Origin of the sequence: Pseudomonas sp. WC2401 (genome assembly GCF_041200115.1) — a bacterium.
Lineage (GTDB): Bacteria > Pseudomonadota > Gammaproteobacteria > Pseudomonadales > Pseudomonadaceae > Aquipseudomonas > Aquipseudomonas fragi.
This window is the reverse complement of record NZ_CP165623.1, coordinates 3,754,750-3,767,504: the sequence shown is the minus strand read 5'-3', so window position 1 is coordinate 3,767,504 and position 12,755 is coordinate 3,754,750. Positions and strand designations below refer to the sequence as shown.

At 56.0% G+C, this 12,755-nt stretch carries 13 protein-coding genes; all 13 read left to right on the top strand.

Translation table 11 applies throughout. The annotated features are described in order from the left end of the window. The first annotated feature begins 6 nt into the window (after window positions 1-6). The 13 genes from AB3G35_RS17050 to AB3G35_RS16990 all read left to right on the top strand — a co-directional run bounded on the left by AB3G35_RS17050 (window position 7) and on the right by AB3G35_RS16990 (window position 12,743). Window positions 7-1,317, top strand: a complete 1,311-nt coding sequence (locus tag AB3G35_RS17050) for a phage tail protein (RefSeq protein WP_369781810.1) — start codon at window positions 7-9, stop codon at window positions 1,315-1,317. 66 nt (window positions 1,318-1,383) lie between these two features. Further along, complete coding sequence (locus tag AB3G35_RS17045; protein ID WP_150628528.1) at window positions 1,384-2,547, top strand: phage tail sheath family protein; 1,164 nt, start codon at window positions 1,384-1,386, stop codon at window positions 2,545-2,547. A gap of 11 nt (window positions 2,548-2,558) precedes the next feature. Then, on the top strand, window positions 2,559-3,062 hold the full coding sequence (locus AB3G35_RS17040) for a phage major tail tube protein (RefSeq protein ID WP_046809315.1): 504 nt from the start codon (window positions 2,559-2,561) through the stop codon (window positions 3,060-3,062). Window positions 3,063-3,074: 12 nt separating this feature from the next. Continuing rightward, on the top strand, window positions 3,075-3,398 hold the full coding sequence (locus AB3G35_RS17035) for a phage tail assembly protein (protein WP_369781809.1): 324 nt from the start codon (window positions 3,075-3,077) through the stop codon (window positions 3,396-3,398). Then, on the top strand, window positions 3,373-3,495 hold the full coding sequence (locus AB3G35_RS17030) for a hypothetical protein (protein WP_254925087.1): 123 nt from the start codon (window positions 3,373-3,375) through the stop codon (window positions 3,493-3,495). The genes AB3G35_RS17035 and AB3G35_RS17030 overlap by 26 nt, the downstream gene beginning before the upstream one ends. A gap of 35 nt (window positions 3,496-3,530) precedes the next feature. Next, window positions 3,531-6,167: a phage tail tape measure protein gene (locus AB3G35_RS17025; protein ID WP_369781808.1), complete on the top strand. Its 2,637-nt coding sequence runs from the start codon at window positions 3,531-3,533 to the stop codon at window positions 6,165-6,167. A 9-nt stretch (window positions 6,168-6,176) separates the two neighbouring features. Next, entirely contained in the window at window positions 6,177-7,022 is an 846-nt protein-coding gene (locus tag AB3G35_RS17020; protein WP_095031296.1) for a phage tail protein, read from the top strand. Then, complete coding sequence (locus AB3G35_RS17015; protein WP_159259630.1) at window positions 6,997-7,206, top strand: tail protein X; 210 nt, start codon at window positions 6,997-6,999, stop codon at window positions 7,204-7,206. Before AB3G35_RS17020 ends, AB3G35_RS17015 begins: the two co-directional genes overlap by 26 nt. Window positions 7,207-7,274: 68 nt before the next feature. Continuing rightward, the gene (locus AB3G35_RS17010) at window positions 7,275-8,312 is read left to right on the top strand and encodes a phage late control D family protein (RefSeq protein ID WP_369781807.1); all 1,038 of its coding nucleotides are present in this window, start codon (window positions 7,275-7,277) and stop codon (window positions 8,310-8,312) included. 56 nt (window positions 8,313-8,368) lie between these two features. After that, entirely contained in the window at window positions 8,369-8,914 is a 546-nt protein-coding gene (locus tag AB3G35_RS17005) for a glycoside hydrolase family 19 protein (protein WP_369781806.1), read from the top strand. Further along, entirely contained in the window at window positions 8,911-9,438 is a 528-nt protein-coding gene (locus AB3G35_RS17000) for a lysis system i-spanin subunit Rz (protein ID WP_369781805.1), read from the top strand. Before AB3G35_RS17005 ends, AB3G35_RS17000 begins: the two co-directional genes overlap by 4 nt. 750 nt (window positions 9,439-10,188) lie before the next feature. Then, a complete protein-coding gene (locus tag AB3G35_RS16995; protein ID WP_369781804.1) occupies window positions 10,189-11,760 on the top strand; it encodes a DUF3696 domain-containing protein in 1,572 nt (523 codons plus the stop codon). Further along, complete coding sequence (locus AB3G35_RS16990) at window positions 11,757-12,743, top strand: hypothetical protein (protein ID WP_369781803.1); 987 nt, start codon at window positions 11,757-11,759, stop codon at window positions 12,741-12,743. The genes AB3G35_RS16995 and AB3G35_RS16990 overlap by 4 nt, the downstream gene beginning before the upstream one ends. Window positions 12,744-12,755 lie beyond the last annotated feature (12 nt).

Sequence of the window (12,755 nt, the reverse complement as noted above, 5' to 3'; positions counted from 1 at the left end):
ACATTCATGGCAGAGCAAAACACGTTGTACATCGCCATGCTGACGGATGTTGGCGCGGCGCAGCAGGCCAAAGCGATCGCAAACGGCACGCCTTGGAACATCACCCATATGGGCGTTGGGGACGGTAACGGTGTTACCCCGATTCCGTCGAAGCTGCAAAAGAACCTGGTTAACGAAAACCTGCGCCTCAAACTGAACCGCCTGACGGTCCGCGCGGACCGCCCGGTGATCAGTGCTGAGCTGATCCTGCCGTCAAACGTAGGCGGCTGGTGGGTGCGCGAGGTCGGTTTGTATGACTCGACAGGTGCTCTGGTGGCGGTGGCCAGCTACCCGCCCACATACAAGCCAACGCTGGCCCAGGGCACCGGCCGCACCCAAGGCATCCGCCTGCAGATCCTCGTCAGCAGCACGGCTAACATCACGATTCAGGATGACCCGACGCTGGTGACAGCGACCCTTTCGACCGTGCGCGAAGAAATCGGCAAGGGCGAGGCGGGGAGTGCCATCAAACTCAAGACGGCGCGCACTATCTCGGTGTCAGGTGCGGCGACGGGCGAGGCTCAATTTGACGGATCAGACAATGCCCAGATTGCCCTGACGCTCGCCGATACGGGCATTAAGGCGGGCACGTATTCCAAGGTGACGGTAACGGCGAAGGGCTTGGTTGTTAAGGCTGAGTCATTACTGGCAGCGGATATTCCTTCGCTCGATGCCGGCAAGATCACCACCGGCACCTTGAGCCGCCCGACCTCGGCCAACGCCGGTACAGCGACCAAGCTGCAGACCGGCCGGGCGCTGACCTTTGGCGGCGCTGCCACCGGTATGGGCTGGTTCGACGGTAGCGGCGACGTCAACATCCAGTTGGCTCTGGCTGCGCTGGATGCTGGCAAATTGACCAGCGGTATTTTGCCCGTCGCTCGCGGGGGAACGGGTGGCGGCACACCGGCTGAAGCCCGGGCAGGTATCGGCGCGGGTGTTCCATCGAGTTTCTATCACGACCCGGCGGGTTACTGGTGGGAAAAGGACACCGGTTTTTTTGTGCAGTGGGGAAACCGGGCGATGGGCGATTTGCCCGGCGGCATGGTGACGACAAAGGTTGTTTTTACTTATCCGTTTGATACCAAGCCTTTTATCGTTATTCCGGTCATTACGCAGTATCCGGGCGGCATTGTTTCGGCTGCTACGGTCACTTGTGCGCTGAACGAACAAAACACTACCGCTTCGGAGTGCCTGTTCAGCTTTACAGAATATGTCGGCCAGATTCAGCAATTCGGCTTTCGCTGGATCGCGGTCGGGTATCGCGTTACACCGATGTAAACACAGGATTCAACGTTGTACCGCAACCGCCTAAATGGCGGTTTTTTCGTTTCTATGGAGAAAACCATGAGTTCTACCGACTTCTTTCACGGCATTACCGTGTCGCTGGTCGAGACCGGCGCGCGCGTCATTGCGTTGCCCTCGTCCTCGATCATTGGCCTGGTCGATACCTTCACCCCGGGGCTGGGTCTGGTGGAGACCAACGTGCCCACCTTGCTGACCCGTGAGAGCGAAGCGGTGGTCGCGTTCGGTGCTGACTCGGCTATGACCCGTGCGTGCAAGGCGATTTTCAACCAGTCGGCGGCCGCGATCGTGGCCGTGGGTGTGCCGGCAGATACCGAAGCGGCCGTGCTCACCAGTGCCGTTATTGGTGGCGTATCAGCCGATGGCACGCGTACCGGTCTGCAGGCGCTGCTCGATGGCAAGAGCCTGTTCAACCTGCAGCCGCGGCTAATCATTGCGCCCAAGCACAGCGCCACGGAAGCAGTGGCCACCGCGATGGATGTGCTGGCCGGCAAGTTGAAGGCGATCGGCATCATCGACGGGCCAAACACCACCGACGAGGCGGCGATCGCGTATGCCGAAACCTTCGGTTCCAAGCGCCTGTTTATGGTCGATCCGGCGGTCAAGCAGTGGAGCACAACGCTCAACGGCGACGTGTCGGTTCCGGGTTCGGCGATCGCTGCAGGTTTGTTCGCGCAGACCGATTCGCGCTTTGGTTTCTGGTCGTCGCCGTCGAACAAAGAGATTGCCGGTATCACCGGCACGGTGCGTCCGGTCGAGTACCTGGACGGTGACAAGACCTGCCGCGCGAACCTGCTCAACGGCGCCAATATCACCACCATCATCCGTGACGGCGGCTATCGCCTGTGGGGCAACCGTACTTTGTCCTCGGATGCGAAGTGGGCCTTTGTCACCCGTGTGCGCACCACCGACATGGTGATGGACGCGATTCAGGCGGGCATGAAATGGGCGGTCGACCGGGGTATCACCAAGACGTACGTCAAGGACGTGACCGAGACGATCAACGCCTTTATGCGTGACCTCAAGGCGCAGGGCGCGGTGATCAATTTCGAGGTCTACCCCGACCTTGAGAAGACCACGGCCACGCAGATCGAGCAGGGCAAAGTGTATTGGACCATCCGCTTTACCGATGTGCCGCCGGCGGAAAACCCGATTTTCCAAATTGAAGTCACTAACCAGTGGCTGACCGAAGTTCTTGAAGCCTGAGGAGGCGTTCAATGATTCCGCAAACCCTGTTTAACACCAACATGTTTATCGCTGGCCAAAGCCTTCAGGGCGACGTCCCCAGCCTGAGCCTGCCCAAGGTCACGGTCAAAACCGAGGAATATCGCGGCGGCGGTATGGACGCGCCGGTAGCAATGGACATGGGCTTGGAAAAACTGGAATCCAGCTTTGCCACCAACGGTATCCGCCGTGAGGTACTGAAGTACTTCGGTGCTTTTGACCAGACGGGTTTCGATGCCTCGTTTCGCGGTGCCTTCAAGGGTCAGAAAGGTGCGACCACTGCCGTGGTCGCCACCTTGCGCGGCGGCCTGCGTGAAGTCGACCCGGGCGAGTGGTCGGCCGGTTCCAAGGCCGAGTTCAAGTACGCCGTGGACGTCACCTACTACAAGCTCGAAATCGACGGGCGTGTGATGTTTGAAATCGATCCGATCAACTGCGTGCGCGTCATCGATGGCGTGGACCAACTGGCTGACGTGCGTAACGCCCTGGGCCTCTAAGGAACAACGAACATGACCACTAGCACTACTAAAAAAATACCGAGCTGGCTCGAGCTGACGGCCGAAGGTGCCACCATCACCTTGCGCAAACCGACCGAGATCAACCAGATCCAAGTTGATCGGATCAGCCTGCGTGCCCCAACGGTCAAGGATGTACAGCAAGCGACCGTCCAGTCCGGCGGTGATGCTGAAAAGCGTGAGCTGATTTTGTTCGCCTCCCTCACTGGGTCCGGCGACAAGGACATTAGCGCCATGACCATCGTCGACTACAACCGCCTGCAGGCCGGTTATTTTCGCCTGGTCGAAGATGATGAACCTTACGCCTACCACGATTAAAGCGGCGGCCAAGTACCTGGCCCGGGAATTTCATTTCTCGGCCAGCGAGATCGAGGCCATGCCGTTTAACCGCATGCTGTGGTGGCTCACGGATTGAGCTGCTCCCTCCGTTACAAGTAACAGGGCACTCCTATGGCAAACAACATGTCGCTCGGCCTAGTGATCGGCGGGGCGGTGAGCTCGACCGTGGGCGCTGCATTTAAGGATGTAGAGAGCCGCGTCAAAAAACTCAGCGAGCAGGGCAAGAAGGCCCGGGTGCTGCAGAGCACGATCGGCGAAACCATGCGCCTGCGTGATGAGTGGAGAAAGGCTCACGCCGCCGGCGAGAAGGGTGCGCAAGCGTTGCTAAACCGGCTGGAGAGAAACCTCGGCGTCCTGCGTAAGGAAGGCGTGGAAGTCGGCCGGCTGGCCAAGGAATACGACCGCCTTAGCCGGGCCGGTCGCAGTGCTGAACTGAAGGCCAAAGGCTTTGGCCAGATCGACCAAGGCAAGCAGCAGGTGCGCGCCGGTGTGGGGCAGGGAGTGGTGGCCACCGGCATGGTGGCCGTGACGGCCAAGGTCAGTGCCGATTATCAGGCGATCATCCGTGACATTGCGATCAAGGCTGGTGTGGCCCGTTCGGCGCAAGAGGCCGAGATGTCGCGCAGCATCATCGCCACGTCGAACGATATCGGCATGGGCCGCAACGAAGTGGCCGATGTGGTTAACCAGTTGGTCGGCGCGGGGATGGACCTTAAGCAGGCGATGGAGTTTGCGCCGGTGGCGGCCAAGTTCGTCGTGGGGCAGGGCTCGTCTGGTGTCGACACCGCCAAGATGATCCAAGCACTGCAGAGTAACGCCAATATCACCGACCCCAAGGTGCTGGAAAAGGCGTTGGAGGCGGTAGCATTCCAAGGGCAGGCGGGCAGCTTTGAAGCCAGCGACATGGCGCGCTGGTTCCCGCAACTGCTCGCAAGTATGCAGAAACAGGGCATCACCGGCATGGACGCCGTGACGCAACTGGGTGCGATGCTTCAAGTGCAGATGAAAACTGCCGGCACCTCCGACGAGGCGGCCAACAACCTGAAAAACTGGATGGAGAAAATTGGTTCCGGCGAAGTAGTGGATGCCTACAAGAAGGCCGGCATTGATTATCAGGGCTCGCTAAACACCGGTATTCAGGGAGGCATGTCCACGCTGGAGGCCAGTTTCGGCTTGGCCAAGCGCTACATCGAAGCCACCGACCCAAAGAAAGCCGCCAAGATGGCCGAGGCCACGGCCCAGATCAGCAAGGAGGCGAACCCGGAAAAAGCCAAGGCCATGCTCAGCAGCCTGGAGCAGGCTTTGCGCACAGGCGATATCTTTGCCGACATGCAGGTTAAGTCAGCACTGACCGCCTATGTGCAGAACAAGGCGCTGTACGAGCAGCTTAAAAATGAGGCGGCAGGCGCCTCGGGCATCCTCGACAAAAACCTGTCGGAACGGCGCGACACCTCATCGCAAAAATGGGCCGAGACGGTTCAGGCGGGCAACGATGCCATGCGTAGCGTGGGCGATGCCATTCGGCCCGTTACGGATGCGGTCGCCACTGGGCTGACCACGGTGGTCAAGGGCATCACCAAGCTGTCGGACGAGTCGCCCAAGCTGGTGATGGGGCTGACGGCGCTGGCCACCGGTGCCAGCGTCGTGACCAGTCTGCTGGGCGCGCTCAAGATTGGCCGGGGGCTGGTCAATCTGGCCCGGGGCGGATTGGGCGGTGGTGGCGGTGCAGGTCGTGCCGGCGTGCAGTCGGTCTTTGTCACCAACGCCAAGGACGCACTGGGCGGCGGTGACGATGACGGAGACGGCAAGGGGGACGCGGTCAAGTCGCTGGTCTCGGCTGGCCTCAACGCGCTGATGGGCCGCAAGGATGACGGGGGAGAGGGTGAAGGTGCTGCAGATACCAAGCTGGACCCGGTAGAAACAGGCCTGAAGCTGCTCGATGTGATCCGGGAGGCCAAGGGTGGAGGCGACGAGGGCGGGCCAGAGCACACGCAGAAGGTCTTTGTGGTCAACGCCCGGGAAATCGGCGGCGGTGGCCCGGGTGGTGGAGGTCGCGGTGGTCGCCGATCGCGACGCCGAGGGCCGCCCCGCCCGCCGGCACCGCCACCCGTACCGCCGCGTTTGGGCGCTCGATTGATGAACGCCGTTGGCACTATCAGCAAGGCGGGGAAAGCCATCCCTGCCGGCTCGCTATTTGAGGCGGGCATCAAGGCCTTTGACACCTACACCACAGCCAAGACCGCCCAAGAGAAAGCCGAAGGCTACGGCGGTGCTGCCGGTGGCTTGGCCGGGTCGGTGGCGGGTGCAGCGGCCGGTGCGGCGATCGGCTCCGTTGTTCCGATCATTGGCACGGCGATGGGCGGGCTGGTTGGCGCGTTCCTGGGGGGCATGGGTGGCGACACCGTGGGCGGTATGTTCGGCAAAACGTCGTTTGCCAAGTCGCTGTTTGGCAGCGATGCAGAGCCGGGTGATGTGGTGCGTTCGATGAGCGCGCAGTCCGGTCGGTCACAAGCCCCGTCGCCTTTGGTGCTCAAGTCTGAATCCAAGCCGGCGCCGATCGATCAGAAGTTCACTTTTGCCCCGCATATGCCCATTACGGTTCAGGGTGATGTGAAAGACCCCGACGAGCTGATGCGCAAGCTGCAACCCATGATGCAGGGCCATTTGAATGACTTCGCCCGGCAGATGGAAGACAACGCCCGCCGGGCCAATGACCGCAAGCTATACGACGCCCCACACATCGGGTAAGGAGGTGATATGCCCTATATGGAGCAGATGCAAAGCACGGTCAGTTACTTGGCCACGGCCGGGGAGGCTGGGCGGCGAAGTCTTGACGGGATGATGGGGCCGGTAAACGGCGCAATCAGTGAAATGACCGGCGCGGCCTCTGAGCTGGAGACCCTGCCGGTCATTGGGCCGATGGTCGGTGAAAAGCTGCAGCGGGTCATGCGCGGTATCAGCGCGGCGCAGGCCAAAGTGGGGGCGGTGGTCGCTGTCTACAATCAGGCCACCCGCGCCGCCTCGCAGATCGAGCAGCGGCTGGAGGTACTGGGAGAGCAGGCAACCCGGGCAAAAAATGCGATCAACCAGATTGCCGGCAAGATCAATCCGGCGTTGGGCAACATTCTGCCGACCAGCATCTTTGCTACCGACACCACCCCGGCAGTGGAGGCGGTGAAACCGTTCCCCCACTTGCTGATCCTGCAGCCGCACAAGCATGAGGCACCGCCGTATTACTTCAATCTGGATACGGCAGCCTTTGAGGAACTGAACCGGCAGAGCGGTTTCCGCTGGGCCTCGCAAGAGCGCCTGATGCGGCGGCCGGCACAGCAGGCGGTGGGCATGGGCGACGACAAAATTACCCTCAAAGGCTCGATCTTTCCCGGGCACCGGGGCGGTCTCAAGCAACTGGACACCCTGCGTAGCATTGGCGGGTTGTTGGTGCCTCTGGGGCTCACCACGGGCTATGGCTATGTCCTGGGGGATTGGTGCCTGACCTCGATCACCGAGGATCAAAGCGCGTTCCTGCAGGGCGGAATTCCCCGCAAGCAGGGCTTTAGTTTGGAGTTTGTCCGTTATGGCGAAGACCTGCAGAACGCTTGACGGCGACAAGCTCTACACCATTTGTCACAACGCCTATGGTCACCTCAATGGCAGCGTGGAGGCGGTGCTGGAAGCCAATCCCGGGCTGGCCGCCGAGCCGGAGCCGTATCGCGGCGGTGTGCTGATCGTGTTGCCGGACTTGCCGCTAGCCAGCGATGAGCAGGCCGTCCAGCTCTGGAGCTGACCGTTACGCGTAACGCGCCTTAAAACCTGAGCCCCGCCTTTGGGCGGGGCTTTTTGTTGGAGCTGGATATGACGCCCGTTTTTCGCATCGTCGCCGATGGCAGCGATATCACCCGCATGATCAACGACCGGCTGTTGCTGTTGCGCACCTCGGACAAGCCCGGGATGGAGTCGGACGAGTTTGAGTTGCGCATTGATGACCGTGACAGCGCTGTGACGTTGCCGTCTCGGGGGGCCAGTATCGAAATCTTTCTGGGCTATGCCGGGTCCACCTTGTCCCGGGAGGGCCGCTATGTGGTGGATGAGGTTGAAGTCTCCGGCCCGCCAGACACGCTGGTGATACGCGGCAAGGCCAGCGACATGCGCGGTAGCGGCAAGACGACCCGCAGCGGTAGCTGGGAGGGCGATAGCTTGGCCACCATCGTCAGCTCTGTAGCGCGGCGTAACGGCTGGGAGCCGGCCTGTACGGTGGCCACGATCGTGCCCCGGGCTGACCAGTTGGGTGAGTCGGACTTTAACTTGATTACCCGCTTGGCCCGGCAGCATGACTGCACGGCCAAGGTCGCTGACGGCAAGTTAATCGTTATGCCGCGTCAGGGCGGTGTCACGGCCAGCGGCAAGACACTGGGCGTCGTCACCATCAACAAAACGGACGTCAGTCGTTACAGCTTTCGTCTGGTCGATCGCTCGACCCACAAGGCTGTGAGCACCAAGTACCAGGACAAAGCCACCGGCAAACTGGCGGTGGTGAATCTGAACAACGACGACGCCCCGGACGGACTGCCGCCGGTGCATACAGATCGGCATATCCACCCGAACAAGACCGCCGCCGAACAGGCCGCCAAGGCGCGCTTGGCCGCATTCAACCGCTCGACTGCAGGTGTGCGACTGGAAATGCCCGGGCGCTCTGATCTGTTCGCAGAACGGATGATCAATGCACAGGGGTTCAAGGATGGGCTTAATGGCGAGTACCTGGTGGAATCCCGGGAACAGGTATTCACCCAGTCTGGCTGGTCGACGACGATCGAGTGCAACGCCGGCAAGAAGGGAAAGGCCAAGGTCAAAGGCAAGAAGCCCGAGAAAACCCTGAAAATCGTTCAACTCTAACCCGAAAATCCCCACCCCCGGCCCGCCTTGTGCGGGCTTTTTCGTAAGGGCAACTTATGTCGATTACCCAGCAACAACTTTTGCAGATCCTTCCCGATGCTGGCCAGTCAGTTGGCGTTTATGTGCCGGTACTCAATGCCGCGATGGTGCGCTACCAGATCATTGGTCCGAAGCGTGTAGCCGCGTTTATTGCCCAGATCGGCCATGAGTCCGGCCAGTTCCGCTACGTGCGCGAGTTGGGCAACGATCAGTACCTGAGCAAGTACGACACAGGTTCACTCGCCAAGCGCTTGGGCAACACGCCAGAGGCTGACGGCGACGGCCAAAAGTATCGCGGTCGTGGCCTGATCCAGATCACAGGCCGGGCCAACTACATGACCTGCGGTGACGCGCTGGCACTGGATCTGCTCAAGCAGCCCGAGCTGCTGGAAAAGCCACAACATGCTTGCATGTCAGCGGCATGGTTCTGGGCCACCAAGGGGCTCAACCCCCTTGCCGACGCTGGGCAGTTTGACAAGATCACCCAACGTATCAATGGTGGCCAGAATGGCGCGACCGATCGGCAGGCGTTGTACGCCCGTGGGCTTAAGGTGTTGGCGTGAAGATCGATGCGGTGAAGTGGGGCGGGTTGCTGCTGATCATCCTTGGCCTGATGGCGGGCAGCGTGTGGGCCGCATGGGTTTGGCAGGCCAACGCATACGGCCAGCAACTGTCCGCCAAGGAAGCTGCGCACCAAACCGAGCGCACAAATCTTGCCAACGCCAACTCCGCGCAAATTCTGGCGGAGCAGGGCAAGCGCCTCGCCCTGGAGCAGTGGCTGGCAGCCAGTGACCAATCCCATTACCGAGCCCTTACCGATGAGAAAACGAAACAGGCACGCCTTCGTGATCGCCTCGCTACTGCTGACTTGCGGCTGTCAGTCCAACTCGACGCCACCGCAGCAACTGGTTGTGACGCATTGCAAACCACCCCCAGCGCCGGCGGCGTGGTTTATGGCGCCCGTAGAGCCCAACTTGACCCAGCGCATGCTCAACGAATTATCGGAATCACCGGCGACGGCGATCAAGGACTGATTGCTTTGCAGGCCTGTCAGGCCTATATCAGAGGGATTTCAGGCATCCACTAAATATGAGTCTTAGATAAAACGGCGTAAACATCCATTTCAGCCCCCGAGTTTCCGCAGACTCAGGGGACTGGATCAGGGGGATTTTTCATCTGCCCAGCACGCAGGATTAACCCGCTTGTCGCTATGAGCAGCCGGTAAACCCCTGTATTTAGAAGAGGATTTACTCTTCCGCATCAGGATCGCTTTCTGGCACCCATCTAACAATCAGGTCAACGAGCAATTCGACAATTGCATCACTGTTCTCTGACAGCGTTTTAAGGTGTTGGGTAATTCGATGACATGTTTCTATGGAGCCTCGCTGATCGATTCAGATTCCAATTTCTTCGATAGCAGAGCCTAGAGCGTTTATGTTTTGGTTCAACCGGCTTAGCAGGGGGGATGCTGGGTCGTCTGGAAGACGCCTATGGTCTTCCCTCTGGATGATGAGAAAAGCGTCGCAGACACAATAAAACTCTCTTGCCGGAGTAGGGGCCACAACCGAGAGGGGGTGGCCTAATCTGAGTTTGGAGTATCGGTGACGGAATATAGTCTGATTATGTAGAGATATAAGGACATCTGCTTCAGGCCTATAGCTTCCTGTCACAAGAGCAGCTCCCTGACTAAAGTACTAACCCTTGATCGACTAGAAATAGGGGGCAAATCATGTTTCGACCAGTTGCGCCACCACCACGCCACGGGCCAACGGTCTGGCCGGTGGTACGGTGCAAAAAACACCTGCTATGAGGCTGTGAACACGTGAGGCATTGTGCCATGATTAGCGAAATTTTAGATCAGGGACGAATCATGCTAGAAACATTATCAATTAAAAACTTCAAAGCATTTTCAGATTGGCAAGATATTAAACTTGCTCCAATAACCTTGATCTATGGTCCCAATTCTTCGGGTAAAAGTTCAATAATTCACTCCATCATGCTCCTTAAACAATCCATAACAAGACCTAATGTTCAGGGTGGCTTGGTATCAAACGGCGAATATGTTGATTTGGGCGACTTTTCTTCAATGGTCCATGGTCACAAACGAGAAGATCCTATAGCGTTCAAATTTTCTTACCTTCCAACAACAAAGCAGCCAGTTTCAGGTCTTGATTTTGACGTATTCGGGAAATCAAGAAAAAGAGAGTATGAGCTTACATACAGGCACATGGATGGAGAGAAAGAGCACAAAGGGTTTTCTTATATTGACTCTATGTCGGTATCGGTTAGTAATGCGGATGATAATGCTGTTCTTTTTTTTACTGAGTTAAATTCGGCATTGCCACGAAAAGTTCAAGAGCTTAAGTCTGATCTTTTAAGTCTTGAGAGAAGCATTGAGTCTGCGACTGATAAAGAAAAAAATAAACTTTTACATCAGCTTGACGATTTTAGAAAAAAAGCCCCCGCAATGAAAATCGCAGCTGCAAAAACGTTCTCGTTTTCAGGTCGTAAGGCATGGTCTTCTACAAGTGAGTATTTGAAAGGTAGACCTAGATTTAACAATAAAGAAATTGACATAGATAATCTGCTTGATTACGTTACTTTTCGAAGCGATCTTAACTATGCAACGCCTTCAATGGCGACCTATGAAGGAAAGACGAATCCTGCAAAAGATACTGAGGGCGTTTTTTATCTGAATTTCACATGCGCAAGTTTGGCGCGAGACTTAAAAGATAAGTTTAGCTCAGTTACCTATCTTGGTCCTTTAAGAAGCCACCCTAGTCGAATTTATGCCCCTAAGACCGATCAGAATGATTCTGTAGGTAAGCAAGGGGAAAACGTTGCGCGGTTCATTTACGAAAGACCTGAAATTACTGAAGATATAAATCATTGGTTTTCATCATTCGAAGTTCCTTATGAGTTATCGTCAGCAGGCATTGGTAACGATGTTTCAGGACCTGTAATTTGTCTTCAGTTAAAAGATAAACGGACTGATGTTATCGTAGGGCCTTCAGATGTCGGATTTGGCATAGGCCAAATGTTGCCAATAATCGTTGAGGGGCTTGTTAGAGATGATAGCGTTATTTGTGTAGAGCAGCCTGAAATCCACCTTCATCCGCGGCTTCAAGCGAACCTGGCAAATTTTTTTGTTAAAACATGCGATAGCAATCAGTGGATCATAGAAACACATAGTGAGTCTCTTCTTCTCAGATTACAGGCGATGATTGCAAGGAAAGAACTCTCACCAAAAAAAGTCGCGATATATTACGTGGAGCCCACTAAAGCTGGTGGCGAAATAATACCTATTCGACTGGATAGTGATGGTGATTTTATTGATGCTTGGCCAGAAGGCTTCTTTGAAGAACGTCTTAAAGAGAAGTATCGGGGTAAAGTGGTGGCCCCGAAATGATTTCAGAATTTTCTTTAGATAAAGACTTTTTTTCCTCAGGCGTTCTCAATAACGAGTCAATAAGCCTAGCTCATGATTACTTGACTAGCGCTTGGGTCGACCTAGGTGTATTGATCCTGCCTCAAGGTGGAAGCGATGAGTTTTTAGAACTTATAGATAACTTACCAATTAAGTTTCGCCAGCGCTGGGTTGAGGCGTTTGAGTATGGAAAGAAGGCTGAAGTTAGTCGCGGGTGGTGGGAGTTTAGCAATTACGCAAATTTCGAGAGTCTATGCGAATTAAATTCTTTGTTTAAAATTGCTTTCACTGATGAGGATGTTGGCTATCTATTGTCTGGAGATGAGACGAGTAAGAGAACATGCCTAAAAACAGGGTTTGAAATGCTGGGTGCTGGTGTCTGCAGTGAGTCCTCTCACATCAGTAATTCTCAAAGGCTTTCTCAGTCAGATATCTTAGAGTGCGATACAGCAGAACAGGTGTGGCGAGCCAGATTCGAACCGCTAGCTCGCTTTTCAAAAAAAATCACGATTATAGATAGGTATTTTTTTGACGCTATTTGGCGTGCTGCTAAAGATAAAAAAGTTGATGCTGGATTAGTTAATTTTTTCACTTTTTTAGCCAGGCTCGGAAAAAAATACAATGTCAAAATTATTTCGCATGGAGGGGAGAGGCATAGTGATTTTCATTGTGCTGTAAGTGTTGCGTTTTCAACTTTGCTCCGTAGTAATCAGAAGTTTTCTTTGGCACTTGAAAGTCTTACGCTAATTTCCGCGAATGAAGATTTTTTCAAGAAGGAATCGCACGATAGATTTATAGGTTTTGATCGTCATGTGTGCCAAGTTGGAAATGGAATGCGAGTTCTAGGTGCTACGCCGCTACCAAGAAGTACATTTCTCGCCAAATTTGACAGGCATGGCGAACTTGCCAATCGCGAGTCTTCTGCCAGTAAATCAGCCTATAAATTATGGTCTGAAACAGATTAGCCTTGAATCGTC